The following is a 12360-nucleotide window of genomic DNA, read 5'->3' as shown; positions in this document are numbered from 1 at the left end:
GCTTACTTCGTGTCGGCCTTGGTGATCATCACCTTCGGCGACCAGCTTTCCCAGTAAACGCGATAGGTCAGCTCGCCCTTTTCGTTCGGCAGCGCGTAGTCGGCGATGCAGGTGTTTTCACCTGCGGCGCCCGTCGTCGCACGCGTATTGGTCAACGTCGGATCTCCGATATTCTTGTCCTTGAAGATCGACTTGATCGCGCCGGTCGAACGCGAAGAATCGCAGGACGGGAGCAAGAAGAACTCGCTCACTTTGACGATGGCGAGAAGCAAGAAAATCACGCTGGTGATAACGCCCAGCCAGCGCATCAGCCGGCTTTGTTTCGGACTCGTCGCGGCAGGCGTGGGGGTGGCTGTCTCGCTCATTGTTATTCCCATTTTTATTAGCGTCCGACATCGGAGGCAGCGGGAAGATAACGGGGAAACGGACAGAAGCGAGGCAAGCTAAAGGCCCGCACACAAAAAAGGCGCGGTTTCCCGCGCCTTTTTGCGCCAAAGCTTTGAAAGCTTACTGGATGCCGATAGCCATGCCGCTGAGATCGATGTCCGCCATCAGGCCGACTTGACGACCGCGCAGCGACAGGACCGCGCCCTTCTCGTTGGCGAGTTCGACGACACGACCACCGGCCGGGCCGATGGCAACGCCTGCGCCTGCTGCGCCATAAACGCCTGCGATGTCGGACGGACGGCGGATGTTGCGGACAGTGCCGACGAGGTCGGTCTTGGCGCCGCCGAAGACAAGGCCCCAGCTCACGCCGCCCACTGTCAGCGGATACTTGCGGCCCTTGTAGGTCAGCGTTCCGCTACCCGCCGACGCGCCGATCACCCACCCGCCTTTGATGACCGAGATATAGACGCGACCGCTATCCGCGTGCGCCTTCGAAGCGACGCCGACGCCGACCGTCATGACCAATGCGGCGAGCGCCGCGCGAGCGATGGAGAGAATTCGCATAACGAGTGTCCTTATTCCCGGCCGACAGCGGCCCCGTTCGATTTTACCTACGCCAACGCCCTAATGTCTGCAAAAGTTCCATCTTTGTGACACCCGCAATTCAAGGCGCCGCGCGTCCCGGATAACTGCGCGCCATGCCGGCGCGCACGTCGTTCTGCATCCCGTATTGCGGGAACGGATAGCGGAAACCGTTCTTGGCCAAGGCCTTCATTCCCGTGATGGCGCTGACGAGATAGTCGGGCGGCGTTGCCATCAACATCTCGTCGTCGAGCACACCGCCATAGCGGCGCTCGGCGAAGCACGGAATCGATAAGCTCGGCTTGCGCTCGGTGAGCGCCCTGCCCCACGAGTCGGCGCAGGCGCTCTCGCCGACAACGCTCCAGTCAAACCGCTTGTAGCCGGACCATTGCAGCCCGTTGATGAAGTAAATCATCGCGCCGGGCGTTGCGTAGAATAGCGCGATGTCCGGCGGATCAAGCTTGCCGGACGCGAGCGGCCCGACCGCCAGCGCATCGTATTTGCCATCCGGAACGCAATGCATCGCGGCTTGGTGCGCGCTCGCATCGTCGAGCGTTTCGAACCAGACGCCTTTCATGTGCGCGCCGGATTGCCACTCCGGAGTCTTGGCGTTGCCCAGCCCGACGACAGCGCGGCACTGCGCGCCGACCAGGTCATCGGCGGTGACGCCGACGGTCCAGCCAAGACGCGAGGCTTGGCCGACAACTTGATCGAGCGTGTGCACGGCCTGCGGCCGGCGGATGCGCTCGATCGCCTCCATCTCGGCGCGGCGCTCGAACATTTTCATTCCAAACGGGATCGAGCGCAGCTTCAGCAGTGCGTTGAGGTCATCGACGATCGTCGGCCAGTCGTAGGTCATTGTTCGGTCTCCGGCTTTTGGGACCGAGTCTAGAGTTTGCTACCGCTCGAATACAGCGCGATTTCGGAATGTCGCGCCGACAATGCCTCTAGCTGTTATGCCCGCTGTCGCTCCGGGACTTCATCCAATCGGAGAGCTTCCCGGCTGGCTCTTTCTTCTTTTTAGCAGTGCCCTTGGCTTTGACGGTCTTGACCTTCGGCTCGACGACTGGTGCGTTGGCGGCCTCTTCGGCTTCGCGTGCAAGACGCAGCGCGCGCAACTTCTCGGTCCGCGCGAGCAAGGCAACGCGTTCGGCCTCATAAAGCGCGGCGCCGCTGGCCGGGTCGCGTTTTTTGTCTTTGTCGGCCATTGGAGTCCTACTTTCGGTTTAATTTACCTATCGTCGCACAAGACCTGCCAACAAGCCAATCGGACGCCCTTTCGATGACCTGGCGACTGCTGAGAGCGCTACCATTCGCGGCCTACAACCTCGTTCCGCTCTACGGACTGATGTACTGGGGTTGGGACGCGTTCCAGCTTCTGCTGCTCTACTGGTGCGAGACGCTCATCCTGGCGTTCTGGACGCTGATCCGGATCAGGTTTCTGCCAGTGCAGTATCTCGGCACGATCGAGATCAACGGGAAGAAAACCGCCGGCACTTACTGGAATATGATCAGTTTCTTCGCGCTGCATGCGGGCGCGTTCATATTCGCCCATCTCGCCGTGCTGTTCTCGCTCTTCCCGCGCAACCGGCCCGCAAGCGTCGAGTGGAGCGTGCTGCCGGACGGCGGTTGGATCGCGCTCTTGATCGCGTTCGTGTCAGGCGGCTTCATTGCGCTAACGGGCGACTATCGGCCGGCCTTCGTCGATCGCATCGCGGCAAGCTTCAACACTCAGATGCGGCCGCCGCCTCCGCCACCGAAGGACAATGACGCGGTCGGCGGGCTCGTTATGGGTCTCTATGCCCGGATCGTGTTGACGCAGTGCGCGCTGATTTTCGGCGCATGGTTGTCTACGGAGGGCGCGACGGCGCCTCTCATCATTATCATCGTCGTGAAGACGCTATTCGATCTTCTGGCGCGCGTCGCGCGGGCTTAGCCGGCGCGGATGTTGAGTTCGCGGATCAAGCGCTCGTACTTGATCGAGTCCGCGCGGGCGAGTTCGCCAAGTTTCTCTGGCGGTCCGCCGATCGGCTCGAGCGATCCCTTCTCGAAATTCTCGCGCAGCTTCGGATCTTTCAGCGACATTTCGAGCGCAGCGTTGAGTTCCTTGACGAGCGCCGGTGGCGTGCCCGGCGGCGCGAAAGCCGCGTACCAAACGTCGAGCACAAGATCCTTGTAGCCGCTTTCCTGCAGCGTCGGGATATCGGGCAGCGTCGGGGCGCGTGTCGCGGTCGACTGACCGATGATCTTGATCGTACCGGCCTTATGGTGGCTGATCAGCGCGGTCGGCCCAAGCAGCGCCGAGCCGACGTGGCCCGCGACGAGATCATTCACGGCCTGCCCGGCGCCGCGATACGGAATGTGATCGAGCTTGACGCCTGCTTCGCGCGCGAACCATTCGCCGAGCACGTGCTGATTGGAGCCGACGCCTGAGCTGCCGAACCCGACGGCCGGAGATTTCTTCGCGCGCGCGACATATTCGGCGACCGAGTTCACGCCGAGCGACGGATGCACGCCGAGCACCAGCGGCTGATGCGCGAGATCGATGATCGGCACCAGCGTCTTCGTGTAATCGTGCGGCAGCTTCAGGATATGCGGCGCGCTCGCCGCGTTGTCGTTGGTGATGAGCACCGTGTAGCCGTCCGGCGCGCTCTCCATCGCGGAGTTCATGCCGACAGTGCCGCCCGCACCTGTACGGTTTTCGACGACGATCTGATGGCCGAGGGTGCGGGACAGCACTTCCCCGCACGCGCGCGCAACGAAATCAATGGCGCCGCCCGGTGCCAGCGGAACGATGAATTTCACCGGCTTATCCGGCCACTTCGACTGCGCGAAGGCCGGCGCTGCCAAGCGCGGCAATGCGCCTGCCGCGACTGCCAAGCCGGCCGATTTACTGAAAGTCCTGCGTCCGATGCGCGCCATGGTGTTCCCCGTGGGTTCTTTTTTTGTGGCGCGCATGCTTGCACGCTTTGCGCGCGAAACGGAAGCCGGGAATCCCGGCTTTTAGGCGACCGGGCGTGCGAAACGTTGACGCGAGCGTTCGCGCGCTTTGTCGGCCTCGACGTCGCGGTCGCGCGCCGGCGCGTTGGTTTGCAGCGCGTCGAGCAGGCGGCGTGCTGCTTCGGTGACTTCGTCCACGGCCCGCTCGAACGGTTCGGTGTTTGCCTGGGACGGCCGCGTGAAACCCGACAGCTTTCGGACAAATTGAAGCGACGCCGCGCGGATCTCGTCTTCGGTCGCAGGCGGGTCGAAATTAAACAGCGTACGAATGTTACGGCACATTTTTACCTCCGTTACTCTCCAATATAAGGTCGAAACGCCTCTTCGTCAGCGTATCGCTTTGCGGCCGGCTGTACCTTAGTGCCATTCTGATGCCGTAAATCTCGACGAGGTTCACGCCGTCTTTCGAGAAGGATCGACAGAATGCGCCGTACGATCATCGCTGCAGCCGCCATAGCTTCGCTCGCGGGCATTGCCTATGCGCAAACGCCTGCCCAGCAGCCTGCGCCGATCGTGCAAGGCGCGACCGGTGTGACGGTCGGCGGCATGCCTGCAGCACGCGCCGGCGATGCGACCGGCAACGGCGGCCAAGTCGTCGAGGGCTCCTCAAATGTCGTTATCGGCGGCAAGCCGGCAGCGCGCGTCGGCGACCGGACCAATTGCGGCGTCGTCGTGCAGGGTGCGACCAACGTATACGTCAACGGCAAACCTCTTGCCCGCACGGGCGATGGGGCTTCCTGCTAGGCATTGCTATCTTTCCCCCGTCACGGCGACCTGCTAGGCCGTTGAATAGACGTGGAAGGATGCTTGATGACTTTGCTTCGCCGTATTGCCGCGTGTGCTCTCGTTTTCGTGATCGCAATCGCACCACTCTCCTCGCGCGCGTTCGCACAACAGCGCATCACCATTCCGGGCACGACGGTCACGCTCGCCGCACCGCCCAGCTTCAAACTCTCCGACCAGTTTTCCGGGCTGTATGACGAAGCGCGAAAAGCGAGCGTGCTGATCGTCGAGTTTCCGCCGGTCGCTTACGATCAGATCTCGACGCTGTTCAAAGACCTCGAAACCGTGAAGGCGAATTTCGCGCGCCAGCAGGTCGCGATCGAATCGCTCGAAACGATCGACACGCCGGCCGGCAAGGTTCCGTTTGCGGGCGGCACGCAAGCCGTCGGCGGCATGACGTTCGACAAATGGGTCGCGCTCTACAAAGGCGAAAAGACGGTGCTGATGACCGTGCAGGCGCCGCAGAGCGAAAAGCTCGGTGCCGACAACGTCAAGGCGATGCTCCAGTCCGTCGCGCTCGGTGCGGCGCCGAAGATCTCCGAAAAGATCGCGACGCTGCCGTTCGCGATCAACATCGCGGAGCCGTATCGCGCGGTCGATACGATCGGCGGGCTTGGTTTGTTGCTGACAGTCGGCCCGCTCGACACCGATCCGAATGACACACAGCCGAACGTGATCGTCGTTTATCAGGCGAGCGCGCCGATCGACTTCGGCAATCTCGATAACGCTTCCGAACAACTGTTGAAGCACACGCGCGGCTATCAGGCCGCGCAGATCACCAGCAAAAGCGAGATGCCGTTTGCGGGCGTGCGCGGCTACGTGGTTCGCGGGACCAACACGAATGCGGGCGGCGCGCAGCGGCACTTCGTGCATTATCTCGGCGTCAGCCCGACCAACAGCTACATCCGCCTCGTCGCGGCCGGAGACGAGAAGCAGATGAACGAACTCAAGCCCGCGCTGGAGAAGATCGTCGCCAGCACCAAGCTCAAGGACGCAAAGTGATGACCACGGTCGAGCCCTACGACATCATTGCGTTCAACACGGCGCGTGAATCCGAGAACAAGATGCACGACGATACGGTCGCGCAGAAGTTCGGCTTTGCGGGCGGTCTCGTTCCCGGCGTCGACGTCTACGCCTACATGACGCGCGCGCCCCTGCTCCAATTCGGCGAAGAATTCCTGCAGCGCGGCGTGATGTCGGCGCGGTTTCTCAAGCCCGTGTACGATGGCGAAAAGACGACCGTCGCCTCGGAGTTGGAAGATGGCCACCTACGACTTTCGGCGGTGAGCCGCGGCGATCTCTGCGCGACCGGAGAAGCGTTTCTCGGCTCGGCGCCGACACCGAAGCTGACCGATTACGAAGCCGTCGATCTCGTGGCGGAGCGGTCACCGGCCGACGAGGAGACGCTTAAAGTCGGCCGCCTTCTCGGCATCGCGCCGGTCACGATCACGGCTGAATCGCTCGCGGCTTATCTCGGCGACATCCGCGAGACCGAGACGATCTACGCATCGCAAGGCTTGTGTCATCCGGGGTTCTATACGCGGCTCTTCAATTGGGCGCTGAAGAACAATGTCGTGCTCGGCCCGTGGATTCACGTGTCGTCGGCGACCGATCATTTCGCCGCAGCGCGCGTCGGCGATACGCTCAGTGTGCGGGCGCGCGTTGCCGACAACTACGATCGCAAGGGTCACCGCTTTGTCGATCTCGACGGAATCGTCGTCGCGAACGGCGAACGCGTGATTGCGCGCGTTCACCACTCGGCGATTTACAGGCCACGCCAGCTCGTCGCGGCTTAGCCTGCGGCGCGAATATTCAGTTCCTTCACGAGGCGGCTGAACTTCTCGGCATCCGCTTTCGCGAGACGCTGAAATTCTTCCGGCGTTGTGCCTTCGGCGGACGCGGCCGTCTTGTTGAAATTGTCGATCGTGCCTTGCTGGCTCAGCGCCTTGCGGAACGCGGCGTTGAGTTTCTCGAGGATCGGCGCGGGTGTGCCTGGCGGCAGGAATGCGCCGAACCATGCGTCCATCACGAGATCCTTGTAGCCGGCTTCGATCAGCGTCGGCACATCCGGCATCGCGCTCGAACGCGTCTCGCCGGTCTGGCCGATGATCTTCACGGTTTTCGCCGCGTGATGCGGCAGCACGGCTGCCGGCCCGAGGAACGCGATGCCGACGTGACCTGCGACGAGATCGTTGATCGCCTGCCCGGCGCCGCGATACGGCGTGTGCTGCATCTTCACGCCCGCAGTTTTCGCGAACCACTCCATCATGATGTGCTGCTGCGAGCCGACGCCCGACGTCGCACATGAGAGATCCGGCGTCTTCTTCAGCAGAGCGACCAGCTCCTGCACGGTGCCGACGCCGAGCTTCGGATGAACCGCGAAAGCCTGCGGCTGTTTGCCGACGAGGCTCACGGGCATCAGCTGCGGGAGGAATTCCTCCTTGAGGCCGAGAACGAAGGGCGACGACACGAGATTGTCGTTGGTGATGAGCACCGTGTAGCCGTCGGGCGGGCTCTTGATCGCGGCTTCGATACCGATCGTGCCGCTGGCTCCCGTGCGGTTCTCGACGAAGAATTGCTGGCCGAAATCTTTCGACAACGCATCAGCGCAAACACGCGCGACGAAATCGAGACCGCCGCCGGCGGCGAGCGTCACGATGCAGCGCACCGGGCGATTGGGATAAACCTCTTGGGATAGCGCCGTACCCGATGCGGCGATCGCGCCGAGCCGCGCTGAAGCGGCGAGAAATGCGCGCCGATCGATCATCGTTTCCTCCGATTTTTGTTCGTTGGCGCCGACTCTAACGATTTCGCCAGTGCTCGCAACCGCGCATGTCGGCTATGCCGCAGGCACCCTGTTGCCGGTCGCCGAACGATGGCTATGCTCTCCGCAACAAGAACAGAAACAACCACTCGGGAGGAATAATGATCCACGTCATCGCAATTATCACGACGAAACCCGGTCAGCGCGACACGGTCCTCAAAGCCTTCAACGCGAACGTGCCGGCCGTACATGCCGAGAAAGGCTGCATTGAATACGGCGCAACGGTCGACGCCGATGGCCTCGGCAGCTTTCAAACGAAATTTGGTCCCGACACCTTCGTGGTTGTCGAGAAATGGGACAGTGTCGACGATCTGAAAGCGCATAGCGCCGCTCCGCACATGGCTGCTTACGCGGCGAAGGTGAAGGAGATGCTCGCGAGCCGCGTCATTCACGTTCTCTCACCGGCCTGATCATGATAACGCGGCGCGGCGTCGTCGCAGGCGCGGTAGGCTCGCTGCTCGTGCCTGCCGCTACGTCGCGTCTTTCCGCTCAACAGAACTGGCCGTCGCGCTACGTGCGGCTCGTCGTGCCGTTTCCGCCGGGCGGCGGCACGGACGCTGTCGGACGCATTCTCGCGACGCGCCTCTCCGAGATGTGGGGACAGCAAGTCGTCATCGAAAATCGCGGCGGCGCCGGCAGCAATATCGGCACCGAAGTCGTCGCGCGCTCGGAGCCCGACGGCTACACGATCCTGTTTTCGTCGATCGGCTTTGCGATCAACCGCTTCATTTATCCGACGATCCCGTTTGATCCGGTCGCAGATTTTGCGCCGATCACTTTGATCGCGACGTTTCCGAACGTGCTCGCGGTGCCGAATTCGTCGTCGGCCAAAAGCGTCGCGGATGTCGTCGCGCTCGCGAAAGCGAGCCCCGGCAAACTCACTTACGCGACATCCGGGATCGGCAGCTCGCCGCATCTGACGAGCGAACTATTCTGCCGCACAGCCGGGATCACAATGACGCACGTTCCTTATCGCGGCGCCGGGCCGGCGTTGACCGATTTCATCGCGGGCCGCATCGATATGATGTTCAACACGGCGGGCGCGATGCTCCCGCAGATCCGCACAGGGCAGATGCGCGGCTTAGCGGTGAGCGGCCGCGAGCGTCTGCCGTCGGCGCCGGAGTTGCCGACGGTCGCCGAGGCCCTGCCCGGCTTCGATGTCTCGGCTTGGTACGCCCTGTTTGCTCCGGCGGCGACGCCGAGGCCGATTGTCGAGCGCTTGAGCACGGACGCGATGGCGGTATTGCGCGAGCCGTTCGTCCGCCAACGGCTGGAGGAGCTCGGTTTGGTGGTCGTCGGGTCCTCAGGTCGGGGCTTGGCCGAGCACCTTCGCGCCGAGATGGACCGCTGGGGACCTGTCATTCGCGATGCCAAGATCTCCGTGCAATAGCCGCTATCCGCCTCTGTCGGGCTTCGGATTGTGACGGTTTCAAACTACAAAGCGCTGTCCCTGTAGTTAAATAACACCAGGTGTTGCACGGCTGCACTATACCGGAGGTTGAGTTTCTCCGTAGCTTACCCGTGCTGCTATCGTGGCGGCTTAGGGGATTCGGAATGAAGAAGTACCTGATCGTGGCGCTCACCATGTTCGCCGCTGTTGGCCTCACCGCTTGCGCCAACACGGTTGTTGAGAAGCCGGTTATCACCAAGGGCTAAGTGATCGCGTAAAAGGCTGGCGAAAGTCGGCCTCTTCTTTCAGAGCGCCGCAGTTTCTGCGGCGCTTTTCTTTTGCGGCTTAGATTTGCCGGCCCGCCTCTTCCCAGTACGGCGCCCGCAGCTTGCGCTTGAAGATTTTTCCGGAGTCCTCGCGCGGCAGCGAGGAGACGATCTCGACGACCTTTGGGATTTTATAGTTCGCGACTTTGCCGCGCAGGAAGCCACGGACATCTTCGGCTGTCAGCGTCACGTCATCTTGCGGCTCGACATATGCGCACACCGACTCGCCGAACTCATCATCTGGAATCCCGAAAACCGCGCAGTCGCGCAGACCCGGCATCGTTATGAGCGTGGATTCGATCTCGGCCGGATAGATGTTCACGCCGCCAGAGATGATCATGTCGCGTACGCGATCGCAGAGAAAGAGATAGCCCTCAGGGTCGATGAAGCCGACGTCGCCGATCGTCACCAAATCTTCGCGGCCGACTTCACGGCGCTTGTCATCGAGGCCGTTGTAGGTGAAGTCCGGGAAGCCGCGAATGCGCAAGTAAACTTCACCCACCTCCCCCTGGGGGGCCTCGGTGCCGTCCGCCTTGAAAAGTTTGACGACACCGTTTTGGATAGGGCGGCCCACGGTGCCGGGCTTGGCGATGGCCTCCTGCGCGGTGTGGAACGTGACGCCGCCGGTTTCAGTCCCGCCGTAGTATTCGTTGATGATCGGACCCCGCCACTCGATCATACCACGCTTCACGTGCGGCGAACACGGCGCGGCCGCGTGGACGACGAATTTCAATGATGACAGGTCGTATTTCTCGCGTGTCTCCTGCGGCAACTTGAGCAGACGATTGAACATCGTCGGCACCATGTGGAGGTGCGTGATCTTGTTCTCCTCCACCATGCGCAAAAGTTCTTCCGGCTCGAAGCGCGGCTGCAGGATGACGAGGCCGCCGGACTGCGCGGCCTGCAACGCGTAGAGGTTCGGCGCCGAGTGATAGACCGGGCCGGTCACCACCGTGCGCATCTTCTCGCCCGGCCTGATGTCGAAAATCTGCGAGACCATGGCGCCCATCGCGGCTTGCATCTCGGGCGTCTGCGGTTCGCGGCGTACGCCCTTGGGGCGGCCGGTCGTGCCGGACGTGTAGATCATGTTGGTGCGCGCGCGCCGTGGAGGCTCCCCCCATGCCGGCTGCTGCGGCAGCCAGTCGTCCCAATTCGTGCGGCCCGTCGGGACCGTACAGTATTCCGGCGCGACACCGTATGCGGCAGCAATCTCCGGCGGGGTCGGCACGACGAGAACGTGGACGCCTTGCGGGATGCCCTTCTCGATCGCCGGCAGCAGGTCGGCGTGAACGAGCAGCACCTTGGCGCCGCAATCCGCGATGACGTAGCAGGCTTCGTCCTCGGTGAAGTGCCAGTTGATCGGCACCGCGTAGGCGCCGCTGATCGCCGCGCCGATCGCGGCTTCAAAGAAGGCGAAGTCGTTGCGCAGCATCAGCGCGACGGCATCCCCCTCCGTGAGGCCGAGCTTGGCGAAACCTCCGGCGGCACGTGCCGCATTCGCCATCAGTTCGGCTTGCGCGAGTTTGCGCTCGCCGCTGATCATCACGCCTTCCATCATGGCCTCCTATCAGTCGGTCTTGATGTTGTTCTCACGCACGACGTCACCCCAGACGCGCATCTGCTCGGCAAAGAATGTGCGCAACTCGTCCGGGCCGCCGAGGCGCATATCGACCTGCAACGTTTCGGACAGCTGCTTTTGAGCGCGCTCTTCCTGCAATGCTCCGCGAAGCTCGGTGACGAATTTATCGGTGATCTCCTTCGGCGTATTGGCGGGCGCGAAGACGCCCCACCACGCATAGGCTTCGAAGCCCGGGAAGCCGCTTTCGGCCGCGGTCGGAATATCCGGGAACGCCGCCATACGTTTGGCGCCAGTGCTGAGGATGCCGCGCAGTTTCTCGGCTTTGAGCTGCGTCGCCGTGATCGCAGCCGAGCCGCAGATCGAGTCGATGTGGCCGCCGAGCGCATCGTTCATCGCCGGGCCGCCGCCGCGATAGGGCGAGTGGACGAATTGCGCGCCGGCGCGCTTGCCGAGCTGCGTCATCGCGAGATGCCCTATGCTGCCGGAGCCGACGCTGCCGAACGAGATGGTGTCGGGCTTCGCTTTGGCGGCGGCGACCATGTCGGCGAATGTCTTCCAGGGGCGGCTCGGATGACATGCGAGAATGTAAGGCGCGGTGCCGATCAACATGACGGGATCGAGATCGCGGACGCTGTCGAACGGCATGTTCGGGATCAGCACCGGATTGACCGCATGGGTGTCGAACACGAACAGCCACGTGGTGCCGTCCGGCGGCGATTTCGCGACCTGCGCGGCGCCGATGCTCCCCGAGGCGCCCGGCTTGTTCTCGACGATGACGGTTTGGCCGAGGCGCTGCTGCAACGAAGGCTGCGCCATACGGGCGATCGGGTCGACCGAGCCGCCGGGCGGAAATGGGACCAGAAGCTTGATCACTCCGCTTTGGCCGCGCGCTACATACGGCGCAGCCACCATTGCGAGCGGCGTTGCCGCCGCGCCGGCCAACACAGACCGCCGGTTCATCCTCATGAGCGTCATCCCTTTTGTATCCCGCCTTTGGCGGCGGGTTGGGCAAAGAGTGACGAATGATGGCGGCCAGGACAAGGCCGCCTGTGTTCACGACGGGATGAAGGCGATGGCCTCGACTTCGAAGACCGCACTCGGCAGCGCCAAGGCGGTGATAGCGACCGCCGTGCTCGCCGGCAGCGGACCCTTGGTGAAGTGGTGGTTGCGGATCTCGCGCATCACCGGCAGGTAGCCGATATCGACGAGGAAATACGTGACCTTCACGATATGCTCGAGGCCGCCGCCGACGGCTGCCATCGCGGTTTCGAGGTTCTTGAAGGCCTGTTCGGCTTGGGTCCGGAAGTCTTCGCCGAGGCTGCCGTCTGCCCGTAGCCCGAGCTGGCCCGCGATGTAGATCGTGCGGCCGGTGCCGCTCACCTCGACTACGTGCGTGTAGCCGGTCGGCTTCGACATACCGTCAGGATTGAGAAACTTTGCGCCCATGTCAGCCTCCCCTTTTTTGGGCATGATCCTTACCGAAAACCGG

Annotated in this window: 17 protein-coding genes; 7 read left to right on the top strand and 10 right to left on the bottom strand. The window is 62.7% G+C overall.

Features of this window, described 5'->3' with window-relative positions; all coding sequences use genetic code 11:
- Window positions 1-2: 2 nt before the first annotated feature.
- The 4 genes from GJW30_RS12060 to GJW30_RS12045 form a co-directional block, all read right to left on the bottom strand.
- A complete protein-coding gene (locus GJW30_RS12060; RefSeq protein ID WP_130364423.1) occupies window positions 3-365 on the bottom strand; it encodes a hypothetical protein in 363 nt (120 codons plus the stop codon).
- 142 nt (window positions 366-507) lie between these two features.
- Window positions 508-951, bottom strand: coding sequence for a lipid-binding SYLF domain-containing protein (locus tag GJW30_RS12055; protein ID WP_096355627.1), 444 nt, complete (start codon window positions 949-951; stop codon window positions 508-510).
- A 100-nt stretch (window positions 952-1051) separates the two neighbouring features.
- Window positions 1052-1828 (bottom strand): DUF169 domain-containing protein, encoded by a 777-nt coding sequence (locus GJW30_RS12050; protein WP_096355625.1) that lies wholly within the window; start codon window positions 1826-1828, stop codon window positions 1052-1054.
- Between the two features lie 88 nt (window positions 1829-1916).
- A complete protein-coding gene (locus tag GJW30_RS12045) occupies window positions 1917-2177 on the bottom strand; it encodes a hypothetical protein (protein WP_096355623.1) in 261 nt (86 codons plus the stop codon).
- 74 nt (window positions 2178-2251) lie between these two features.
- Between GJW30_RS12045 and GJW30_RS12040 the strand changes: the two genes are divergently transcribed.
- Window positions 2252-2905, top strand: a complete 654-nt coding sequence (locus tag GJW30_RS12040; protein WP_096355621.1) for a DUF6498-containing protein — start codon at window positions 2252-2254, stop codon at window positions 2903-2905.
- Here GJW30_RS12040 and GJW30_RS12035 read toward each other — a convergent pair.
- Window positions 2902-3774, bottom strand: coding sequence for a Bug family tripartite tricarboxylate transporter substrate binding protein (locus GJW30_RS12035; RefSeq protein WP_157746747.1), 873 nt, complete (start codon window positions 3772-3774; stop codon window positions 2902-2904). The two genes, GJW30_RS12040 and GJW30_RS12035, sit on opposite strands and share 4 nt — an antisense overlap.
- Here GJW30_RS12035 and GJW30_RS22690 point away from each other — a divergent pair.
- A complete protein-coding gene (locus GJW30_RS22690) occupies window positions 3764-3976 on the top strand; it encodes a hypothetical protein (RefSeq protein WP_157746746.1) in 213 nt (70 codons plus the stop codon). The two genes, GJW30_RS12035 and GJW30_RS22690, sit on opposite strands and share 11 nt — an antisense overlap.
- Here the strand turns inward: GJW30_RS22690 and GJW30_RS12030 are convergent.
- Window positions 3973-4251: a DUF2277 domain-containing protein gene (locus GJW30_RS12030; RefSeq protein ID WP_096355617.1), complete on the bottom strand. Its 279-nt coding sequence runs from the start codon at window positions 4249-4251 to the stop codon at window positions 3973-3975. The two genes, GJW30_RS22690 and GJW30_RS12030, sit on opposite strands and share 4 nt — an antisense overlap.
- A 141-nt stretch (window positions 4252-4392) precedes the next feature.
- On the opposite strand from GJW30_RS12030, the gene GJW30_RS12025 reads away from it, so the two are divergent.
- The 3 genes from GJW30_RS12025 to GJW30_RS12015 all read left to right on the top strand — a co-directional run bounded on the left by GJW30_RS12025 (window position 4393) and on the right by GJW30_RS12015 (window position 6548).
- Window positions 4393-4713 (top strand): PAAR domain-containing protein, encoded by a 321-nt coding sequence (locus GJW30_RS12025; RefSeq protein ID WP_096355615.1) that lies wholly within the window; start codon window positions 4393-4395, stop codon window positions 4711-4713.
- A 66-nt stretch (window positions 4714-4779) separates the two neighbouring features.
- The gene (locus GJW30_RS12020) at window positions 4780-5754 is read left to right on the top strand and encodes a hypothetical protein (protein WP_096355613.1); all 975 of its coding nucleotides are present in this window, start codon (window positions 4780-4782) and stop codon (window positions 5752-5754) included.
- Window positions 5754-6548 (top strand): hotdog fold domain-containing protein, encoded by a 795-nt coding sequence (locus tag GJW30_RS12015; protein ID WP_096355611.1) that lies wholly within the window; start codon window positions 5754-5756, stop codon window positions 6546-6548. The genes GJW30_RS12020 and GJW30_RS12015 overlap by 1 nt, the downstream gene beginning before the upstream one ends.
- Here the strand turns inward: GJW30_RS12015 and GJW30_RS12010 are convergent.
- Window positions 6545-7519: a Bug family tripartite tricarboxylate transporter substrate binding protein gene (locus GJW30_RS12010; RefSeq protein WP_096355609.1), complete on the bottom strand. Its 975-nt coding sequence runs from the start codon at window positions 7517-7519 to the stop codon at window positions 6545-6547. The two genes, GJW30_RS12015 and GJW30_RS12010, sit on opposite strands and share 4 nt — an antisense overlap.
- Before the next feature lie 158 nt (window positions 7520-7677).
- Between GJW30_RS12010 and GJW30_RS12005 the strand changes: the two genes are divergently transcribed.
- Together GJW30_RS12005 and GJW30_RS12000 are read left to right on the top strand one after the other, a co-directional pair.
- Window positions 7678-7986 carry a putative quinol monooxygenase gene (locus GJW30_RS12005; RefSeq protein ID WP_096355607.1) on the top strand — a complete coding sequence of 103 codons (309 nt, stop codon included), beginning with the start codon at window positions 7678-7680 and terminating at the stop codon, window positions 7984-7986.
- A gap of 2 nt (window positions 7987-7988) precedes the next feature.
- Window positions 7989-8966, top strand: coding sequence for a Bug family tripartite tricarboxylate transporter substrate binding protein (locus tag GJW30_RS12000; protein ID WP_096355605.1), 978 nt, complete (start codon window positions 7989-7991; stop codon window positions 8964-8966).
- Window positions 8967-9311: 345 nt separating this feature from the next.
- Here the strand turns inward: GJW30_RS12000 and GJW30_RS11995 are convergent, their stop codons facing one another.
- The 3 genes from GJW30_RS11995 to GJW30_RS11985 all read right to left on the bottom strand — a co-directional run bounded on the left by GJW30_RS11995 (window position 9312) and on the right by GJW30_RS11985 (window position 12317).
- A complete protein-coding gene (locus GJW30_RS11995) occupies window positions 9312-10838 on the bottom strand; it encodes an acyl-CoA synthetase (RefSeq protein WP_096358798.1) in 1527 nt (508 codons plus the stop codon).
- Window positions 10839-10859: 21 nt separating this feature from the next.
- A complete protein-coding gene (locus GJW30_RS11990) occupies window positions 10860-11846 on the bottom strand; it encodes a Bug family tripartite tricarboxylate transporter substrate binding protein (RefSeq protein WP_245408496.1) in 987 nt (328 codons plus the stop codon).
- A gap of 78 nt (window positions 11847-11924) precedes the next feature.
- Window positions 11925-12317 (bottom strand): RidA family protein, encoded by a 393-nt coding sequence (locus GJW30_RS11985; RefSeq protein ID WP_157746745.1) that lies wholly within the window; start codon window positions 12315-12317, stop codon window positions 11925-11927.
- Between the last annotated feature and the right edge of the window lie 43 nt (window positions 12318-12360).

Source organism: Variibacter gotjawalensis, assembly GCF_002355335.1.
GTDB lineage: Bacteria > Pseudomonadota > Alphaproteobacteria > Rhizobiales > Xanthobacteraceae > Variibacter > Variibacter gotjawalensis.
The sequence above is the reverse complement of the archived record's forward strand: the minus strand, read 5'-3'. Positions and strand labels throughout refer to the sequence as shown.